Source organism: Agarivorans sp. Alg241-V36 (assembly GCF_900537085.1).
In the GTDB taxonomy this organism is placed as follows: domain Bacteria; phylum Pseudomonadota; class Gammaproteobacteria; order Enterobacterales; family Celerinatantimonadaceae; genus Agarivorans.
Map to the genome: position 1 here is coordinate 1 of NZ_UNRE01000014.1, position 18,548 is coordinate 18,548.

Sequence of the window (18,548 nt, forward strand, 5' to 3'; positions counted from 1 at the left end):
AGATTAATTCTCACTAGGACTTTAAGTCCTCTGAAGGGCCGTTGGAGACTACAACGTTGATAGGCAAGGTGTGTAAGTGCTGTGAGGCATTGAGCTAACTTGTACTAATTACCCGTGAGGCTTAACCATACAACACCTAAAGGGTGTTGCTTATAGATACCTTATTTAGAAACCATGAATACTTGTTGTACTCATGAGATGTTTCAGCTTTTTCGAATGTTAAAGACAACAGTTTTTGCCTGGTGGCAATAGCGTTGTGGACCCACCTGATTCCATGCCGAACTCAGAAGTGAAACGCAACTGCGCCGATGATAGTGTGGGGCTTCCCCATGTGAAAGTAGGTCACTGCCAGGCTCTCATACTAAGCCCTCGTCTTATGACGAGGGCTTTTTTATTGCCTGCGGTTTATCGCTTCGCTCTTTATACCCTATCTGCATTTAGCCTTTTTAAGGCGCTATGACTCTACCGGCTCTAGCACCTCACTCTCCTGCACATACAAGGTCGACCAATGATTACGCTTGGCTAGCTTCTTTGCGAGGCTAGCGCGCTCACTTAAATCATCGATGGATAAATTCGAAGCCGCTGTCCAGCGAGTAACACCTACCGCTAAACCTGTAAGGTGGAAAAAGCGTTGCTGACCCTCTCGATCCTTAGCAACAATGCCTTTGGCGTTGAGATCTTTTTGGCGATAAAGCGCTTCTCGTCGAGAATCAAACTTGTTAAGCAGTTGTAGAACCGAGGGTTGCCATTCTTGCTTAGTGAAAATGACTATAAAGTCATCGCCACCAAGGTGCCCAATGAAGTGGGCATGTTTGCTTAGATGTAGCCTTAATAGTTCCGCGACTAGTTTGATCATGCGGTCTCCACGTTCATAACCACAAATGTCGTTAAAGGGCTTGAAGTTATTGAGATCGAAGTACGCGAGGTCGAAGCAGGTTTTACTGGTGATTAGGTGATTAAGGCTGCGCTGCAAAGGTACATTACCTGGTAACGCAGTTAGAGGGTTGGCATAACGAGCAAGCTGCAATTTGTAGTCTGAAAGTTTGCGCATTACGTCAACGGCTAAGCCAATACCGTAATAACGGCTATCTTGGGTAACAATAAAAGCGGCATCTAAGCCACTGGCAGTATGTTGACTAAGCTTTCGTCCTATTTCACTTAAGCTGGTATTAACGTCGACAATAAGCGGTTTAATATCCATCAAGTCGGCTACTGTTTTTCGCTGATTTAGTGAGTGTCCATAAGGCCCAGAATATCTCGCTAATAGTTCATCACGCTTGAGTAAACCCAATACTTGTTGCTGTTGATTAACTACTGGAAGAGAGTGAATAGCCTTGTCTTCAAGAATGGTCTTCAACAATTCTTTTGAGGAGAGCTCTGGGTTTACGGTGTTAGCGATAGAGGCTAGTGAAAGAGCTGTATAGGGTTCACTGCTAGCTGGGGTACTAGGTCTTGTTTCTTGTTGCTTAGGTTTTGTAGAGGGACGCGCAATGTGAAAGCCTTGTAAATAGGGGATATCTAAGTTGACTAGTTGCTGATATTGTTCGGCATTTTCAATGCATTCTACAATGATCTGGCTGCCAATTTGCTCAGCGAGATTGACCATGGCACTAATGGCAGTACTGACTTTGCTATTCTCAAGTAATTGTTCGCAGAAAAAGCAATCTAGCTTTAAGTATTCGGGGCTAAGTTGTAACCAAGTTTTAATCCCTGCATAGCCAGCACCAAAGTCATCTAAAGCAAAGCTAATGGCCAGTTTACGTAAATCTGTTATGCAGTTTAGCAGCGCTTCATCAACGCTAATTGGCAGGTGTTCAGTGAGTTCGATAACTAAGCTGCCATTACAAGGAATTAACTGCTTAAAGCAGTGAGCGCCTTGTTGCTGGTAAACATACAGTAAGGTATCAGGTGAGAAGTTTATGAATAGCTGCCCAGCTAGATTTTGCTTATCGAAGCGCTGGCAAGCTAATTGGGCACAGAGGAATTCAAGCTCATGTTGTTGGCAGGATTGGCGCGCAAATTCAAATAGGGTTAAAGGCGAGCGGAAGTAGCTATTTTGTGGGCCTCTAGATAAGGCCTCATAGCCTAAAGCTTGGTTATTGTTGTGATCCCAAATGGTTTGGAAAGCAGTATCAAGGCTTTGTTGGCTAATCAGTGTCTCAAACTCTTCCTGTAACTTGGCTCGCATCCTGCCGCCTCTTTTATTGTTGAGTACATAGGTGTAGCAGCTAATGTTTGCAAAGGTGTTACAAATAGATGAAGGATGAATTTGTGTTTATATTTATACGCTTAGTACTGCTTTACTTGAGTAATTGATTAATTTCCTGCATTTGCGCCGAGCTAAGAGGGCCTTGCTCCATTGCGGCTGCATTACTTAGCACCTGAGCTTGGTTACGAAAACCGGGAATAGGTAAGGTGTGTTCTCCCAAGCCCCAAATCCATGCCAAGGCACCTTGGTTAATGGTTCTTCCCTTGCTCGTTAATATCGACTGAATACCAGCAAGCTTTTCGAGTAACTCGGGCGATGCTTTACCGTTCACAAAGTACTTAAGCCATTCAGGGTTAATACAGCGAATGTCATCTTTATCTAAGATCCTTGAATGCTGATACTTACCTGATAATAGGCCCATAGCAAGTGGACCTCGGTTGATGGCGGTTTTATTGTGTTGAGCACAAAAATCTACCATTGTGCTGTTTTGGTCTAATACGTTATTTTGAAACTGAAAGGCAATGCAGTGCTTAGCTGGCGCAAAGGCTTTAGCCCGATCTAAATAGTCAGTACTCCACGCATAAGCGCGGATCTTACCTGCCTTTACCAAGTGTTCTAAGCTATCGATAATCGCCGCTAGGTTTTCAACAGGGTAGTCATTTAGGTGCAACTGATATAAATCGATATATTCAGTGCCTAAGCGTTTTAAGCTATTTTCGCAGTGGCAAATGATTGCGTCATGTTGATCAAAAATGCCGCTAATCGTTTTGGTTTCTTCATCAAACTCTAGGCCAAATTTAGTGGCAATAATGGCCTGCTGGCGTTTGTTGGCTAAGGCTTTTCCCAATACGCTTTCGCTGTGACCAGCCCCATAGACTGCGGCAGTGTCAAAAAAGTTAATGCCAGCATCAAGTGCAGCGTGAATGGCTGAGATTGATACTGCGTCGTCGACTTTCCCCCAGCCACAAGGCTTGTTGTCTTGGTCAAAGAAAGGCCCGCCAATCGCCCAACAGCCTAAACCCATGGGGCTTACTTTCCATTCACCTAATTGTCTTTGTTGCATAGCATTATCCTTATCTGATTATTAAGCCTTCTAGCGATTACCTCGAACCCAAGGACTAACCTCTTGATGATAGAAATCGGCAAGCTTGGTATGAAGATCTTTGCTTAAGGGAGTGTGGCCTGAGTATCGAGTATTTTGCTGAATTTGTTCTGGTTTGCTGGCTCCCGTAATCACGCTGGTAATTTGCGGGTGATCCAGTAGCCAACGGATTGCACACTCGGCAAGTGCTAAGTCAGCTGGAAGTATGGACTGTAATCGCTCTACTAAGCTCAAGGCTTTATCTAACGGTAAGCCTGCAAAGGTTTCGCCAACATGAAAGGCTGCGCCATCTCGGTTGTAGTGGCGATGATCACTTTGGTCAAACTTGCGCTGCGCGGTAACTGCGCCACTTAACAAGCCGCTGGCATAGGGTAAGCGGGCAATAATGCCTACTTGCTGGGCGGCGGCTAAATCTAATACTTCTGCCAATGCATCTTGTCTGAAAAGGTTAATAATAATTTGTAGGCTAGTTAAGCCTGAGTCTTGTAAACAGAGTTTTGCCTCTTCCATCGACTCGACACTTGCGCCGTAGTGCTCTATCAATCCCTGCTGTTTAAAGTCGGCTAGCCAAGTGAATATTTCGCCATCACGTAATACTTCTGTTGGCACACAATGTAACTGAATTAAGGGAATGCGGGCTAACTTTAAGCGCTCTAGGCTGGCTTCAATGCTTTGTTTAACTGCTTGCTTGGTATATTGCTGAGGATACAAACTGCCGTCTCTACCAAGCTTGGTGGCAATGCTTATATCAGGTCGTTGCTGATAAAACCGGCCGAGTAGCTGTTCACTAAGTCCAGCGCCGTAGACATCTGCAGTATCATAAAAACGCACGCCGCTTTGATAGGCTTGCTCAAGAATCGCCATAGACTGTGCTTGGCTAACAGGGCCAAAGTCACCACCTAGTTGCCAGCAACCTAAGCCTATTTCGCTTAATACTAAGCCACTTTTACCTAACACTCTGTTCTGCATTGTTAATCCCGTTTTAACTGGTTTTAGGCAGTGTAAGCGTTTTATGTTGTTTGATATTTAGCTAGTATTAAAAATGATTGTTCGAAAATTTGGATTAATATGTTTGCAGGGCTCGTTGATTTTGTCACCGTTGTTGAAACTGGTAGCTTTACCGCTGCTGCAGATAAACTGCATAGCTCTAAGGCAAGTATTAGCCAAAGGGTGAGTGATTTAGAGCACCGCTTAGGGGTGCAGTTACTCTATCGCTCTACCCGTAAGCTACGCCTAACCGATGCCGGCGAGAGCTACTATCAAAGCTGTCGCCAAGGGCTGGAGCTATTAGAAGATGGTGCTTTGGCGGCTCAGCAGTTGCAGCATCATTTACAGGGGAAGATTAAAATTAACTCCTTGGGCGGCATTTTTGCTGAACAGTGGTTAGCGCCAGCTTTGCTGGCATTTCGCCAAGAGCAGCCCAATATTGATATTGAGTTAGATTTATCCTCGCAACGCGAAGACTTGTTAAGTTCACCTTTTGATATTGTATTTCGAATGGGAGCTTTGCCTGATTCTAGTTTACAGGTGCGAGTATTAAGCCAGTTAAACACTCACGTGGTTGCCAGCCCAAGTTATTTGGCCGCCAATGGGCAACCCCAACACCCAGAAGAGCTAAGGTACCACCAATGTATATGCGGCACGGTGTCGCAATGGCCTTTTCAAAAGAATAATCAGAAGTTGCTGGTATCGGTGAGCGGCTCGTTTGCCTGCCCTAATGGTCATGTATTGAAACAGGCTGCGCTAGAAGGGCTTGGTTTTATTCGTACTCACGACATGTATTTAAGAGATGCTTTAACCGATGGGCGCTTAAAGCCAGTGCTAGAAGATTGGCAAGAGCTTAGTCAGCCCTTATGGATGGTATTTCCGCCAGCGCGTTACCGTTCTAAACGGGTAACCAAGTTAGCCGATTGGCTGGTAGACTACGCTAAAAGAAAGCCTATTTAGCCTTGCCTTTAGTTGCATGACTTAGGCTTTCGCTGTGAGTACATACAAGGATTATCAATGGACAGTTCACCCAATAGCGCCTTACTCAGCGAGGCTGAATATCAGCTACACACCCAGCGCTGGGTTAAAGATTTTGTAGTTGAATACAATATCTGCCCCTTTGCTAAACGCGAGTTAGAACGAGGCAGTATTCGTTATGAAGTGGCGATGAGCGCAGACATAGAGGTGTTGCTGCAGGCCTTAATTGCAGAGTGTCAGCTGTTAGACGAACAGCCAGAGATAGAAACCAGCTTGTTTATTACGCCCGAGTTAGGTGACTTTGAAGATTATTTAGATTGCCTACATTGGGCTGAGCAGCTCATGAGAAAGCAGGGCTACGATGGCGTGTATCAGTTAGCCAGTTTCCATCCTCAATATTGCTTTGCCGGTGAAGCAGAAGCAGAGCCAAGTAACTATACTAATCGTTCGCCTTATCCAATGTTTCATCTAATTCGCGAAGATACGGTGAGCCGCTTAACCCAGTTACATCCAGATCCCGAAGGGATCCCCGAGCGCAATATTCAGCTCAGTGAAGAACTGGGGACCGCGTCACTAAAACAGATTTTAGCTAGCTGCAAACTGTAAATTAGAGTAAATGCTTTAATATATCGCTTTGAAATTAATGAATTATTTGATTATCCTTTGCCGGAGAATTTTACAGGAGGTGATATGTCTTTAACGATAACTGCGGCCGAAAAAGCAATTTTGGCGGATTTGTCTATTCCCCCTCGGCCACAAGTTTTGTTAACGATTACCCAGGAAACCAAAAAAGCCGAGCCTGATGTAACTGTTATTGCCGAAGCGATTGCCAGTGATGTGGGTATTTCTGGGGCAGTGTTACAAATTGTAAACTCTGCCGCGTTTCGTCGTCTTAATGAGATTAAGTCGATTCACCAAGCGGTAATGACGCTTGGTATTAATCGGGTATTTCCTATCGTTAAAGCGGTTGCCTTAAAAGGGGCGATGCCAGCTTCAAAAGTACTCGATAAGTTTTGGTTAGAAGCAAACTTACTGGCCAGTTGCGCAGCCGCCACCGCTGAAGAGCTGGGCTTTGAGTCAGCGAAAGACAATGCTTACATGCTGGGCTTGTTTCACCAAGCGGGTGTACCAGCGTTAATGCAGTCTTTTCCTGAATACGAGAAGCTACTGGCTGAGGCAAATGAGATGGGGTGGGCACAACTGGCAGATCGTGAGCGCAGTGAATATGGTACCACCCATGCCACGGTAGCAGCTTTAATCGCCCAGCAATGGAGCTTGCCTAAAGTGATGGTAGAAGCCATTTATTATCAGCATGATGCCGATGGTTTATTTAGTTCACAGGAGTTAGGTAAATCGTCACTGTTGATGTTAGCCATTCTCAAAATTGCCCGTATTGTAGCCTATCGAAAGCTTGGCGTGAGCAGTGAAGAAGAAGCTTGGCAAGAGAGTTATGACGGCTTGTTGGCATTTTTGAATTTAGAAGACCAACAATTAGAAGATACCTTAAGTGCAGTGGCTGACGCTCAAGCTTAAGCAAAAAGCGCTGACAAAAAAGGCTAGCGAATAAGCTAGCCTTTTTTATGTCTACAAAAATTAGAATTTGTAAGCTACGTCAACACCCCAGTTACGGCCTGGCTGAGTGTAACGGTCTAAACCTTGGTGGTCAGACTCTTTGCCATCTAGGTCGGTGTAGCTCCAATACTTTTGATCTAAGGCGTTAAACAAGCCTGCTCTCAGTACTAAATCGTTTACTGGTTGGTAGTAGGCAGTTAAATCTAGCAATGCGTGGCCAGGAGCGTGTGCATTGTTCTCGGTAGACCAGTCGTCTGCTTTCTTAGCTGCAACCATTGTAAGGTTTAGTGCGCTACCCCATAGTTTGTCCTGGTGGTCGTAACCCAACCCCCACACTGCTGTAAGTGGTGCTACAGAATCTAGCGCGCTGCCATCTTCTTTGTTTTTGCCCTGTGCGTAGGCTACGCTCAAGCGGCTGTAGCTACCCTTAGGTGCTCCAAAAGCTTCATCTAGCCAGTAGTTACCTTTAAATTCCACACCATAAATTTCTGCTTCACCAATGTTTTCATTGATGGTAATACCCGCTGGATAGCTTGGGTCACTGTAATCCGTTACCGATTGAATGAAGTTGGTGTAGTCATTGAAGAAGCCCACTAACTCCATGCTAGAAGCAGTTGTGTTAGCGCGTAAACCTAACTCGTAGCTTTGGCTCTCTTCTGGTTTAAGGTTAGGGTTAGACAATGTGGCATAACCGTGACCGCTGTTATCAAAGGCGTAATAAAGTTCTTCAAGGGTAGGGGCTCTAAAGCCTTCGCTATATTGAACAAAAGAGCTAAATTGCTGATTCCAATGATATACCGCGCCTAAACGTTTGGTTAGTGCGTCACTGTTATGTTCTTCAAAGCCGCTGCTGGCATCTGGTGTTGCTTTGTAGTCGTCGTAACGTAAGCCCGCAGTAACCACTAAGCGTTCGTCCATTAAGTACATGTGATCTTGAATGAAGATCCCGCGCTTTTCTGCCTCTGCTTTAGGTACTTCTGGCGCACCCGGATCTACTGTGCCGCTGTCGTAATAATGGGTACGGTAATCCAGCTCGAAGTCGCTATTGATGGCAGTAAAACCGTAGCTAATTTCGTGGCTGCCGTGGTCAAACTCAAGCAGTTTGTTGAACTGAGCGTCAAACTGTAAGGAGCTGTCTTCACCATTACGTTCACGGTTACGGCTACCGTATAAGTCGGTAGTGTCGTAGTTGTTGTGCTCTGATTTACTTTGCTGATGGCTAAGTTGCCAGAACAAATCATCAAAAGCGGCATTGTTCGCTAACCAAGTGTGGTTAATGCCAACACGGCTGCGAGTGTCTTTGTCTTCGCCGGTTACATTGGTGTAGGTAAAGCCTGGGAATATGCTATAGCCTTCGTTACTCAGGATGGTTGACTTAGATTCGCGCTGGTATAGCTCAGCCACTAGGCCAAAGGTATGTGCATCACTTAAGGCGTAGTTGGTTTTTAATAGTAGGTTGTGAGAATCAAAGTCAAAAGGATCTGCTTGTCCACGATCTCGGCCATTAACATCAGCACCAGATGAGTGAGCTTTGGTTTCGCTACCATCACGATAGGTGTAAATGGCTAGGCCCTCCCATTTTTGGTAGCGCTTGGCTAACTCAATGGTAGTTTTGTAGGCTTCATTAGAACTGGCGTAACCGGCTTTAAGTGCAACATGGTTGCTGTCGCCTTCTGCTAATACGTCTTCAGGGTTTTTAGTTCTTAGCAATATTGCGCCGCCTAAAGCGTCACTACCATAAAGGCTAGAAGCAGGGCCCTTGTTAATTTCAACCGCGCTTAGGGTGTCAATTTCATAAGAGTTTGGTCCCTTATTCATTACATCACCACCGGGATTATAAGCAGTAGGCTGCTCTATTCCGTCTACCATTAGCTTAATGCGGTTGCCCTCTAGGCCACGAATATTAAAGCCGCTGGTGCCAAAACGACCCTGTCCGGTAGTGCTTACGCCGGGTTCGTAACGAACTGCATCTTCTAAGTCATTCGCCATTTGCTGTTCTAGTTGCTCAGAGCTTACCGAGCTAACACTAGAAGAAATGTCTTTTACTGATTGTTCTGTACGGGTTGCTGATACCACCACTTCGTCAAACATGGTGCTATTTGTTTCAGCGTAAGCGAGGGGGCTAAGACTAAGAATTACGGCATTAGCGATAAGAGTGCGATTGAGTGCTTTCATAGTGTCAGGCTTGTTCCTTATCCTGTTAGATACTAAATTACGTGCGACTATACATAACACGAATGAGAATTAAAATCATTTAGATTTAATAATGGTTTTGTAAGTAGTTGCTTTTTAAAGTACCAAGGTAGGAATTTGGCTTGAATATGTAGCTGGCCTGCGAGACTTGGGCTTATTTTTTAAAGAATTATCACTCGTGATGAACTCGAAATTTGCTGTCTTAAATCTATTCGATTAAGTGGGATATACTAAGCTTTAGTCATCTATGCCAAGGTTTCAAGCTGCAAGGATGCCTTGGGTAACTAGCTTCACACTAAGGAAGGGATAACAGTGCTATCAATAAATCGTGTCGTATGTTTGCTTTTTTGTTGCTTGACAATAAGTGCCTGTAAAACTGTGGGAGTAGGCTCTGGTTTTGAGGAACGACCTGTAACCCAAGTCACTGACATAGCCAATAATGTGCAGTTTAACCAAGCGATAGTATGGCTAGACAGCGCTCAGCAAGGAAAGCGTGGTGTGCGATTTTTAAAGGGTGAATATCAATTAAGCGCTGAGGACGATGAGTATTGGTATTTTCAAGCACCATTAGTGATTGAGATGGCCGTGCTGGAAGGTGGTAATGTTGTGGGCGGTAAAAAAATGCCAGGTGGGTTAATGCTGGCTAAAGATGAGTTAGCAGCCGTTCCGGCGGCGGCCTACATTGATAAAGAAGCAGATAGCAAAATATTGGTGCTGAAAATGGGCCAAGATTTTATAGCTTTGAAAGGTGAGAAGTGGCAGCAACAGTAAGGATGAGTTCTTGCTTAATGTGGCGGCCACATTAAGCAAGCCAATCAATTACAGAAGTGGCACCGACATTAAGCTGTCGTGAGCGGTGATAAACAAGTATTTCTCGTCGGCAGATAGGGTACAGTTAGCGGTTAAGCGTTCGGTACGTATTTTGGCAAGTACCTCTCCCGTTGGCGAAAACAGCCATACGCCTCCCGGCCCAGTAGCAAATATATTGCCACTAGAGTGAACCACCATTCCATCTGGTAAACCTTGTTCACCGGCTACACCTAGTAAGGCTTTAGCGTTGTAAAACATACGTTTGTTGCTGATGCTGCCATCTGGATTCACATCGTAAGCTAGCCAGCGCGGATGTTTATCATCAGACACTGCAACGATTAAGGTTTTTTGATCTAGGCTCAGAGCGATACCATTGGGGTAGTTAACGCTGTTGTCGAGCAGCTGCAATTCTCCGCTGGTGCTTAAGCGGTAAATCCCTTGAAACTCTAACTCTTTGCGTTGGTCATCTATGCCTGCGTTAAGGCCATAAGCGGGATCGGTAAAATACAAACTACCGTCACTATGGTAAACCGCATCATTTGGGCTGTTTAAGCGTTGCCCCTGGTACTCTCCAGTTAGTGTTGTGAATTCACTTTTAGGTTTGTCTAGTGCGGCATCCATACGGGCTACGCGGCGATCGCCTTGTTGCAGCAATACTAGTTGGCCGTTTTGATCTAACAACAAGCCATTAGAACCTTGTCCGTAATCGCCTTCTTGTAGGCCGGTAGCTCCCGAGTTTTCTAGGTAAAGCTCAGTACCTTGATTGGGTTGATACTTTACAATGGTGTTATTAGGAATATCGGAAAACAGCAAGAAGCCGTATTGCTCAACCCAAACCGGTCCTTCTGTCCAGCGGTAGCCCTTTCCGCGGATGCTAATTTTTGCATCAGTTGCGATAAACTGCTGCGCTTGTGGACTGATAAACTCGATAGAGCCAACGGTTTCTGCGGCATCGGCAATCGAGAGTTGCTCAGAAGTGCTTGAACAAGCACTCGCAAGCAAGCTAGTGGCTAAAACAAAGGCAGTTCTCATTAAACATTCCTTTTATCATGATGAACAATAAATACATTTGGTTAATGAATTTAAAAAATTGGTTGTCCATTTTGTTGTTGTGATAAAAAGAATACAAGTGATTAGGTTCACTGTTTCTGCCTGAGTCTCACTTTTGAGCTTTACCCTAAGGCTAATACCTAGCTAATTCTGATAATTGGTCATCCAGTTTGAATTAAATATGGAAAGCCAGCTAAGTTTTAGTGCCAACTCATTTCCTATACTGTTCGTTTTGGGCGTCGTTGGCTAAGTAAAAGTAGCACAAGCCCTAAGCCAATTAACCACCAAGTTTTTGGCTCAGGCACTGTTGCTGGTGCCAATGAGCGACCGGTAATCGCTTCTCGTTGAATGCTTACGGTATGGTTGTCGGTTTCAAAATTGCGGCCGTAAAAGCGGATGGCGGTAATTTTGTCGGCTTCGCTTTCGGCAAAAAGGTTAACGTAGCCGTAGGGTTCGCGCTTGTTACCCTTAACACTGGTTGGGCTGCCATAGTGAGCAGGATCTAGTACGGCAGCATCAAGAATTTGTTCGGTGTTAAATGACAACTGCTCCGATTGAGTGCTAATGCTGAGTTGATTGCCTTTGTCACCGGCGCTCCACCAAAAACCAAAGTAACCAACGGCTTGATTAAAGCTTAGTTCTACCGCGCTTCTGTTCGGGATAAATAAGTACTTACCTTCGCCGTGCGCCCCGCCAAATACGCCAAAGTTAACCACCTTGGCTTGGCCTTTATCTACCGTGTATTCGCCAAATGCATTTTGATAGCCATTGTTTAACTGCGATGTGCTTAAGCTGTCAAAGCTTTCGGTATAGCTAGGGCCGCTAATTTGTGAGTCCTGAATACCGGGAGCCTCAATGGTGTAAATGATCCCAGCATGGCTTGAGAAGCTAATGCAGGCAGTAAGTAATAAAGCGTGTGATACAAAATTCATAATGACCTCGGCAACTAACATTGTGGCGCTGTTTAGCGCTTCGTTAGCTTTAACTATCTAGTTTCATGCCAATTCGAAAATAGATAATATTTACAAAGGTTTAATATGTTTATTCAAAGCTTAATGAAGTGAAAAGAAGAAGCTTACTGTGGCGTTTGCAAATTGCAAAAGTCGGCTGAATACAGCCGACTTTTGGTTTATTGAATCGCTTTTAAGGAGAGGGTGAGTGAAAACTTCGCCACCACTTCATCACCGCTAATAGAGGGGCAAGTAGCATTAATAGTAACAGCTTGGTTAACTCGCTCACCACTTTGCATGGTTTGCTCTAGCATTTGGTCGATAAGCTTGCCATCTGTACAGCTAAAAATAACGTCTGCTTCCGGGCGTTTTAAAAACTGTCCTTCAACGGCTTTAAAGGCCAGAGAAACCTTTTTACCGTGCTGCTCGGCTTTAGCTATTGCTAAAAATCCACCGGCTACGTCTGCGCCTACTGCTAAGGTGCCAAAGTACATACTGTTGAGGTGGTTTTTGGTACGGCGTTTAAGTGGGATTTTAACAATCACCTTTTGTTCATCCATCTCTAGGATCTTAGGACGGCAGTACCAAATTAACGGTACTTTGAACATTCCAAATAAACTCAACATTAAATTGGCTTTACGCACACTGGGAAGCATAACTTTTCCTTGCTTAAGAGGTCTTACCAGTAGAGCTTGTTGTTAACAAAAAGTCAACATTTGTTGCTTGGCTTATTAAAAATCAGACCAGCCAGCGCCCACAATAAAGTGCAAGGTGGTGTCTTCTGGACCTCTAGCCACATCTATCCCGGTGCGTAAGTTAAAACGTCTAGCCATTAGGTAGCGAAAACCAAGGCCTTTGGCATAGCGGTTAGGAGTATCTCCTAAGTTTTGTTCAGCGCTAAATGCTTGGCCAACGCCACCAAATACAACCGCAGACCAACGTGCATCAAAGTCGTAGCGCAGCTCACCTTGCAAGGTCGCCATTCGCTCTCCTTGATAACGCATGGCCGGAATACCGCGCATATCAATAAAGGGCAGGGCGTAGTAAGGAGTATCACCATGGGCGCTTGAAGCAGATAAACGCATAGACCCTTGAAAGCTATTGCCAAGGTAGCTAAAGCCAGAGAACTCGCCAGAGGCTATTGAGTAGTCGTTGTCACCGCCAAAGTAGTCGGCGTGTTTGGCATAACTCACGTTACCATATAAGCCTTGGTTAGGGCTAAACGAATTATCTCGAGTATCGTAGTTAAGTAACAAACTTACCCCACCATCCTTCATGCTTAGCTGAGGCTTTAAATAATCGGGCAGGTTGCCAATAGAAAACTCACTGTCGCTGTTTAAAAAGGTGTATTTTGCGCCAGCAAACCAGGGGCTATCGCCTAAGCGAAAGCGGATTTGTTGCAGTAAGTAAGTACCTTTTAGGTTAACTCTAATGGGGATATCGCCAATTCCCCCATCGCTGGGTAGGCGAAAGCTATCAATGTTGGCATCCACTCCAGCAATTGCCCCTATGTAGCGAATACTGTCTTGCTTCCATATACCCATATGAAAAGCCCCCGCGCCGCGAGTACCGTTTTCAGTCGCCAGCCCTAATAAACCCGACACACTAGGAGTAAGTTTTAGCGGGGCATTGGGATCATCTGGCTCTTCATTTTGCAGTTCTTCATTATCATGAAAAAACGCTAATACTAATCCACCGCCATAACCTACTGCGGGGTCGGTAATAATAATCGGTACTGGTAGAAAGCCTACCGCGTTATCTACTAGCCATTGGCTGGCATCCATACGGCCGTCGGTTGGATCAACAAATTGTTCAAAAAAATCAGCTTGGCTATGTCCTGCAGAAAACAATAAGGGTAAAGCCATAGCTAAAGATGAAAGGCGCATATTTCATTCCTTGAAATAGTGGGCAATGTGATATCAAACACTTAGTTAGAGTTTAGCCATTCGCTAAACAAAGCGATAGCTTTTTACGGTATTTAGCATGGGAAGCTTAAACGAAAAAAGCCTGCATAAATGCAGGCTTTTTAAAGGTGGTGCCCGGAGGCGGAATCGAACCACCGACACGAGGATTTTCAATCCTCTGCTCTACCGACTGAGCTATCCGGGCGACGGGCGCTATTAAACGAATTTTGCCGGTTTAAGTCAACCGAAATCAGTAAAAAAAATGAAATAATTGAGCTTCGATTAAATGGTGTACAGCAACTGGCAAAAGAATAAACAAAAAGGTGGCCTAAGCCACCTTTAGATAGTTTGGATACTGAAGTGATGGGTAATCACTGTTCTCTATATTGGCAAAGGGTAAATGCCTATTAGAGTGGGGCTAGTTAACGTGGTGAGTAAACTAGTGGCTAGTAAATGGGTAGATTTACTGCCTTTCCCGAGTATTTTTCACTGTAATTAGTATATTTAATATAAAAGGGTGAGTGTTTGTCTATATTGCGCTTTATTAGATTTTATTGGCAATGATTGTTGCTTATTGAGTTTTTTTGGGGTGAAATTAACCAAGTCTAGAATAAAAGTTAATTTTGGAGGTAAGTAATGCGCCTAGATCGCACCGATAGAAAGATTTTAGATCTGATGCAAAACAATGGGCGAATTAGTAATTTAGAGTTAGCTGAACAAGTGGGTTTGTCTCCATCTCCCTGTTCGCGGCGAGTTAAGGCCTTGGAAGATGCCGGACTAATTGCTAAGCACGTTACCTTACTTAATGAAAAAAAGCTTAATTTAAACCTTACCGCTTATATTCATATTTCTATGGATCGGCATACCCCCGAGCGCTTTGAGAATTTTCAAAAGATTATTAGTGCCTACGAAGAAGTAATGGAGTGCGCATTAGTCACCGGCACTGACGCAGATTACCAGCTTAAAGTAGTGGTAAGGGATATGGAGCATTATCAGGCGTTTTTATTGGGTAAACTCACCCGTATAGAAGGGGTTACTGGTGTGCGTTCTAGCTTTGTATTGCAACAGGTGTTTAGCCACACTGCTTTGCCCCTGTCGCAGATAAAATAAAAGCGCCAATTGGCGCTTTTAACAGTTTATGCTTGCTGGCGTTTTAAGAAGGCTTGGCGGCAACCTTCGTAGTTATCAATCAGCATGTCACTCTCTGCTTTTTCGTAGGGCAGCAAACTGCCTAACACCATGCGTTTTTGACCTTTACCGATAACTTGGCCATCTTCGCTAATGGTAAATTTAAGCAGAGCAACACCGCGCTTACCGTTAGGGATAAACTCACCGCCAACAAACTCCAAGTGAGGAGAACGAGTCGGCAGTTTCTCGAAATGCAGGCTCATGTTTTCGTAAATCACCAATGGGCGCTTGCGGTTAAGCATTAACCCTTGCTCTTCGAGCAGAGGCACTAAAATGTGTGGGAAGTTACGCCCAGAGAAACGAACATAGTCAGCGATAATATCGCCAATAATTTCTGCGTCTTTTAGGTTTTCACCACTGCGCTCTAGTTGCAGATATTCTTTACCGTTGCTATCTACCAGTAAGCAGTACTGCTCTTGTTGCTCAATACTTAGAGGGACGCCGTCGGTGACCATGCCGGCAAAGGTAAATTGCATGTTTTGGCTAAGACCTAGCTCGCTAAGCATTACCGAGAATAATAAATCACCAGGAACACAGAAGCGCGAAGAGTCTGCATCGTGAATGGCATTAAAGTCGTTGGCGACGCCTTTGGCAAAATCACAAGCTTGCTGTCTGCTAAATACAAACTGTTGATCTTCTCGACTAAAATATTGGTTTAAATTCATAACTCACTTTCTTTGCATGATGCGGCGAGCGGCGATTTTAGCAAAAATTGATTGGAGGGTGGTCATATCAGTATAAAAAGTTTTTTTTATATTTTTTCGAACGCAAATATTCTAGCCCCAAACTAGTGCTTTTTACTAAGCATCTCTTTTCGCTGAACTAATCAATTTTATCCACAAGGGCACTATTTCCAAAGTTGAGTTTTTTATCAAAAAAGGACTTTGCAAGCGATTAAATCTCCCCTACATTTATAGGGTGAAAGATAAATAGGTGACGAAAAAAGATATTTTTGAAGCTTTATTAGGAACCGCAGGCACATGGAATGAGCGAGTAAGCTATGGCGAAAAAGTCACGCTTTTGGGGAAGTATTGCGCTAGGCACAGTGATTGTTCTAGTGAGTGGCGCAACCACTTGGGTTGCCCTGTTCGACAAAGCGCCACCTGCTTATCAGTTAAGCTTTATGTTCCATCGCGCTGATGGAAGCACCACAGTAAATGTGGATTGTGAAAATCTTCATTACTCAATTCGTCAAACTTACCATGAACAGACTAACGCGAGTGAGGCTGTGCAACAGTTGTCTATGTTGGTGTGTTCAGATATATACGCCTTGCTGCAACAGGTTCCCAAGCAGTTGGCTTCGCCATACTCGGGCGAGCATAGCTCAGAAAAGCTGATTCGCTGGACCCAAGGTGAGGATGAATGGCATTGGCGTTGGCAGGATAATTACGACCCCTCGTTACGCCCGGTATTTACTCAGCTGGATGATTTGATGCGCAGAATGCCTGACTCGGCCATAGCAGGCGGAGCCAATATTTAACCCTCGGTTCCGCTAGCTTTTACCAGCGATAAAGTTTGGCTGTCTAAACTACTTAGGTAGGGTAATAAGGCGTTGGCAAGCTTCTCAGAGTCGTGGCGCACTATGTCGCTGTCTTCATCAATTAAGTCGGCATAAATCAGCTGATACTTGTTAGCCAGAGCCTCTAGATCATCAACCTCAACGACTTGTGCGCGCTCTAAGTTGTAGCTCGCTATCATTTCGTCACTGGGTATATGGTTATTCACCACCACAGCGTCTAGAGGGCGACCTAAATAGTGCTCTAAGTCTGAAATAAAGTGCTCTAAATTATAACCGTCGGTTTCACCAAACTTAGTCATAATATTGCTTACATACACAAGCTTAGCTTTGCTGCGCTTAATCGCTTCTTTAACGCCTGGCACTAAAAGATTAGGAATAATGCTGGTGAACAAGTCGCCAGGGCCTAATACAATCGCCTCAACAGTGTTGATGCGCTCAATCACTGGTGGGTAAACCCGCACTTGCTCGGCGTGGTGGGGAACCAAAAATACATTGGCTATTTTTTCTCGTTGATCGCCGCGAGGCAAATCAATGGCACTTTCACCAAAAATACGTTCACCGCTAGTAAGCTCAGCGACTAAGGTGGATTTATCAATGGTGACCGGCAAAATCTCTCCTTCAACATCGAGCATTTGCGCTAGGCCTTGAATACCCTCAGAGAAGGAACCGCTGTATTGCGAAAGCATGGTAAGCAGCATATTGCCGGCACTATGGCCAGACAAACGTTTGCCTTTAGTAAAGCGTTTTAGCAGTAGTTTACGGGCTAATTCTCGATAGGGAGAGAGGGCTAATACACATTTAAGAATATCCCCGGGCGGTAAAATGCCTAATTCGTCACGTAAGCGGCCGGTGCTTCCGCCACTGTCGGTCATCGACACAATAGCGCTAATCGCTAGGTGTTCTGCATCTCTAAGCGCCGATAGCAAAACAAAGTGGCCGCTTCCGCCGCCAATGGTGGCTATCGATAATGGGCGTTGTGGGGAATTAGGTCTCACTATCTACTCCGTGATGATTCTGCATTCCAATTGGCTAGATTAAGCTAAGCCGAGTATTAGGGCATTACCTGCCACTAAAGCCTAACTGTTCTCACTAGCCTAATTGAGTTTAGTACACTAAACAAAGCCTCTTAGCTTAGCAATGATAATTCTGTCATGGTCTTGACATCAAAGCGTCACTTTTTGGTCAAATATGCCTTTTAGATTAGCCATAACAGGGATGATGTGGCGTAAGTGATGACAACAAAACAGATCTATCAAAGCCTATGGCTTTCGGATATTCACCTGGGCTGTAAAGACTGCAAGGCAGAAATGCTGCTGCAATTTTTACAACAAACTAAAGCCAAGCGAATTTTTTTGGTGGGAGACATTGTTGATGTATGGGCCTTAAAACGCCGGGTATATTGGCCAGAGTCTCACAACCAAGTGCTGCAATACTTGATGAGTTTGGCCAAATCTGGCTGTGAGCTGGTGTACATTCCCGGTAATCACGATCAACTGTTTAAAGCTTATCACGGCATGGATCTCGCCGATGTGAAAGTGAGCAAGCAGTACCGCTATACCAGCATTACCGGTAAACAAATTTTGATGGTGCATGGCGATCAGTTTGACGAAGAGGTTTGCTTTGGCCGTTTTTACGCCAAGCTGGGCGACCACTTATACGATTTCTTACTATTTCTTAATCGCTCATCCAGTAAAATTCGCCACGCGCTGGGTTACCCTTATTGGTCATTAGCCGGCTATATAAAGTCTAAAATAGCCAAAGCTACCGAAGCGATTGCGCGTTATCGCCAAGCAGTAGTGAATGAAGCAGTGCGCCAAGGGGTAGATGTGGTGATATGTGGTCATATTCATCACCCAGAGCTCAGTGAGCAGCAGGGCGTTGTGTATGCTAACGACGGCGATTGGATAGAAAACTGCACCTTGTTGTGCGAAACCATGGACGGCCAGTTGCAATTACGCCGCTGGGACGACCGCCTAAAAACAACCGTAGAGCTTGAGTCAGTAAATCTTGCAGAGTCTCAAGCGCTAAGTGCTGAAAAAGTAGCTTAATTGATTATAAAATTGGCAGTTGCGCGCTGATTAAAAAT

General features: G+C 44.7%; 17 protein-coding genes, 1 tRNA gene and 2 rRNA genes. 9 read left to right on the forward strand and 11 right to left on the reverse strand.

Translation table 11 applies throughout. The features are described from left to right. Both G6R11_RS21535 and rrf read left to right on the forward strand, forming a co-directional pair. Positions 1–129 (forward strand): 23S ribosomal RNA (locus G6R11_RS21535); the annotation flags it as partial. Between the two features lie 109 nt (positions 130–238). After that, positions 239–354, forward strand: a 5S ribosomal RNA gene (gene rrf, locus G6R11_RS21540). 100 nt (positions 355–454) lie between these two features. Here the strand turns inward: rrf and G6R11_RS21545 are convergent. From G6R11_RS21545 to G6R11_RS21555, 3 genes are all read right to left on the reverse strand, one after another. Then, positions 455–2,188 (reverse strand): GGDEF domain-containing protein, encoded by a 1,734-nt coding sequence (locus tag G6R11_RS21545; RefSeq protein WP_163135323.1) that lies wholly within the window; start codon positions 2,186–2,188, stop codon positions 455–457. Between the two features lie 112 nt (positions 2,189–2,300). Further along, the gene (locus tag G6R11_RS21550) at positions 2,301–3,272 is read right to left on the reverse strand and encodes an aldo/keto reductase (RefSeq protein WP_163135325.1); all 972 of its coding nucleotides are present in this window, start codon (positions 3,270–3,272) and stop codon (positions 2,301–2,303) included. Between the two features lie 30 nt (positions 3,273–3,302). Then, complete coding sequence (locus G6R11_RS21555) at positions 3,303–4,280, reverse strand: aldo/keto reductase (RefSeq protein ID WP_163135328.1); 978 nt, start codon at positions 4,278–4,280, stop codon at positions 3,303–3,305. Positions 4,281–4,379: 99 nt separating this feature from the next. Here G6R11_RS21555 and G6R11_RS21560 point away from each other — a divergent pair, with 99 nt between their 5' ends. The 3 genes from G6R11_RS21560 to G6R11_RS21570 all read left to right on the forward strand — a co-directional run bounded on the left by G6R11_RS21560 (position 4,380) and on the right by G6R11_RS21570 (position 6,809). Further along, positions 4,380–5,258: a LysR family transcriptional regulator gene (locus tag G6R11_RS21560; RefSeq protein WP_163135330.1), complete on the forward strand. Its 879-nt coding sequence runs from the start codon at positions 4,380–4,382 to the stop codon at positions 5,256–5,258. 57 nt (positions 5,259–5,315) lie between these two features. Continuing rightward, positions 5,316–5,882, forward strand: a complete 567-nt coding sequence (locus G6R11_RS21565) for a DUF1415 domain-containing protein (RefSeq protein ID WP_163135332.1) — start codon at positions 5,316–5,318, stop codon at positions 5,880–5,882. Positions 5,883–5,966: 84 nt separating this feature from the next. Further along, positions 5,967–6,809, forward strand: coding sequence for an HDOD domain-containing protein (locus G6R11_RS21570; RefSeq protein WP_163135334.1), 843 nt, complete (start codon positions 5,967–5,969; stop codon positions 6,807–6,809). Between the two features lie 60 nt (positions 6,810–6,869). Here G6R11_RS21570 and G6R11_RS21575 read toward each other — a convergent pair whose 3' ends face one another. Continuing rightward, entirely contained in the window at positions 6,870–9,023 is a 2,154-nt protein-coding gene (locus G6R11_RS21575) for a TonB-dependent hemoglobin/transferrin/lactoferrin family receptor (RefSeq protein WP_163135336.1), read from the reverse strand. 396 nt (positions 9,024–9,419) lie between these two features. Between G6R11_RS21575 and G6R11_RS21580 the strand changes: the two genes are divergently transcribed. Beyond that, on the forward strand, positions 9,420–9,812 hold the full coding sequence (locus G6R11_RS21580; RefSeq protein ID WP_163135338.1) for a hypothetical protein: 393 nt from the start codon (positions 9,420–9,422) through the stop codon (positions 9,810–9,812). A gap of 48 nt (positions 9,813–9,860) precedes the next feature. Here the strand turns inward: G6R11_RS21580 and G6R11_RS21585 are convergent, their stop codons facing one another. The 5 genes from G6R11_RS21585 to G6R11_RS21605 form a co-directional block, all read right to left on the reverse strand. Beyond that, positions 9,861–10,883, reverse strand: coding sequence for an SMP-30/gluconolactonase/LRE family protein (locus G6R11_RS21585; protein ID WP_163135340.1), 1,023 nt, complete (start codon positions 10,881–10,883; stop codon positions 9,861–9,863). A gap of 236 nt (positions 10,884–11,119) precedes the next feature. Next, positions 11,120–11,833, reverse strand: a complete 714-nt coding sequence (locus G6R11_RS21590; protein WP_163135342.1) for a PEP-CTERM sorting domain-containing protein — start codon at positions 11,831–11,833, stop codon at positions 11,120–11,122. Between the two features lie 197 nt (positions 11,834–12,030). Continuing rightward, positions 12,031–12,507 (reverse strand): PaaI family thioesterase, encoded by a 477-nt coding sequence (locus tag G6R11_RS21595; RefSeq protein WP_163135344.1) that lies wholly within the window; start codon positions 12,505–12,507, stop codon positions 12,031–12,033. A 75-nt stretch (positions 12,508–12,582) separates the two neighbouring features. Then, entirely contained in the window at positions 12,583–13,737 is a 1,155-nt protein-coding gene (locus G6R11_RS21600) for a BamA/TamA family outer membrane protein (RefSeq protein WP_163135346.1), read from the reverse strand. 147 nt (positions 13,738–13,884) lie between these two features. Next, a tRNA-Phe gene (locus tag G6R11_RS21605) sits at positions 13,885–13,960 on the reverse strand. A gap of 431 nt (positions 13,961–14,391) precedes the next feature. On the opposite strand from G6R11_RS21605, the gene G6R11_RS21610 reads away from it, so the two are divergent. Beyond that, positions 14,392–14,865: an Lrp/AsnC family transcriptional regulator gene (locus G6R11_RS21610; protein ID WP_016403897.1), complete on the forward strand. Its 474-nt coding sequence runs from the start codon at positions 14,392–14,394 to the stop codon at positions 14,863–14,865. A gap of 26 nt (positions 14,866–14,891) precedes the next feature. Here the strand turns inward: G6R11_RS21610 and G6R11_RS21615 are convergent, their stop codons facing one another. Next, on the reverse strand, positions 14,892–15,608 hold the full coding sequence (locus G6R11_RS21615; RefSeq protein WP_163135348.1) for a DUF3581 family protein: 717 nt from the start codon (positions 15,606–15,608) through the stop codon (positions 14,892–14,894). A gap of 335 nt (positions 15,609–15,943) precedes the next feature. Between G6R11_RS21615 and G6R11_RS21620 the strand changes: the two genes are divergently transcribed. Further along, positions 15,944–16,423, forward strand: a complete 480-nt coding sequence (locus G6R11_RS21620; protein ID WP_163135350.1) for a hypothetical protein — start codon at positions 15,944–15,946, stop codon at positions 16,421–16,423. Here G6R11_RS21620 and yvcK read toward each other — a convergent pair. Continuing rightward, entirely contained in the window at positions 16,420–17,457 is a 1,038-nt protein-coding gene (gene yvcK / locus G6R11_RS21625) for a uridine diphosphate-N-acetylglucosamine-binding protein YvcK (protein WP_163135352.1), read from the reverse strand. The two genes, G6R11_RS21620 and yvcK, sit on opposite strands and share 4 nt — an antisense overlap. 237 nt (positions 17,458–17,694) lie before the next feature. On the opposite strand from yvcK, the gene G6R11_RS21630 reads away from it, so the two are divergent. Then, positions 17,695–18,510 carry a UDP-2,3-diacylglucosamine diphosphatase gene (locus tag G6R11_RS21630; RefSeq protein ID WP_163135354.1) on the forward strand — a complete coding sequence of 272 codons (816 nt, stop codon included), beginning with the start codon at positions 17,695–17,697 and terminating at the stop codon, positions 18,508–18,510. Positions 18,511–18,548 lie beyond the last annotated feature (38 nt).

Excerpts from the sequence above, each read along its gene's own strand:
- G6R11_RS21595 (WP_163135344.1), bottom strand. The coding sequence starts at position 12,507 with ATGCTTCCCAGTGTGCGTAAAGCCAATTTAATGTTGAGTTTATTTGGA.
- G6R11_RS21630 (WP_163135354.1), top strand. The coding sequence starts at position 17,695 with ATGACAACAAAACAGATCTATCAAAGCCTATGGCTTTCGGATATTCAC.
- G6R11_RS21550 (WP_163135325.1), bottom strand. The coding sequence starts at position 3,272 with ATGCAACAAAGACAATTAGGTGAATGGAAAGTAAGCCCCATGGGTTTA.
- G6R11_RS21570 (WP_163135334.1), top strand. The coding sequence starts at position 5,967 with ATGTCTTTAACGATAACTGCGGCCGAAAAAGCAATTTTGGCGGATTTG.
- G6R11_RS21565 (WP_163135332.1), top strand. The coding sequence starts at position 5,316 with ATGGACAGTTCACCCAATAGCGCCTTACTCAGCGAGGCTGAATATCAG.
- G6R11_RS21620 (WP_163135350.1), top strand. The coding sequence starts at position 15,944 with ATGGCGAAAAAGTCACGCTTTTGGGGAAGTATTGCGCTAGGCACAGTG.
- G6R11_RS21585 (WP_163135340.1), bottom strand. The coding sequence starts at position 10,883 with ATGAGAACTGCCTTTGTTTTAGCCACTAGCTTGCTTGCGAGTGCTTGT.
- G6R11_RS21560 (WP_163135330.1), top strand. The coding sequence starts at position 4,380 with ATGTTTGCAGGGCTCGTTGATTTTGTCACCGTTGTTGAAACTGGTAGC.
- G6R11_RS21610 (WP_016403897.1), top strand. The coding sequence starts at position 14,392 with ATGCGCCTAGATCGCACCGATAGAAAGATTTTAGATCTGATGCAAAAC.
- G6R11_RS21615 (WP_163135348.1), bottom strand. The coding sequence starts at position 15,608 with ATGAATTTAAACCAATATTTTAGTCGAGAAGATCAACAGTTTGTATTT.
- G6R11_RS21545 (WP_163135323.1), bottom strand. The coding sequence starts at position 2,188 with ATGCGAGCCAAGTTACAGGAAGAGTTTGAGACACTGATTAGCCAACAA.
- G6R11_RS21590 (WP_163135342.1), bottom strand. The coding sequence starts at position 11,833 with ATGAATTTTGTATCACACGCTTTATTACTTACTGCCTGCATTAGCTTC.
- G6R11_RS21575 (WP_163135336.1), bottom strand. The coding sequence starts at position 9,023 with ATGAAAGCACTCAATCGCACTCTTATCGCTAATGCCGTAATTCTTAGT.
- G6R11_RS21600 (WP_163135346.1), bottom strand. The coding sequence starts at position 13,737 with ATGCGCCTTTCATCTTTAGCTATGGCTTTACCCTTATTGTTTTCTGCA.
- G6R11_RS21555 (WP_163135328.1), bottom strand. The coding sequence starts at position 4,280 with ATGCAGAACAGAGTGTTAGGTAAAAGTGGCTTAGTATTAAGCGAAATA.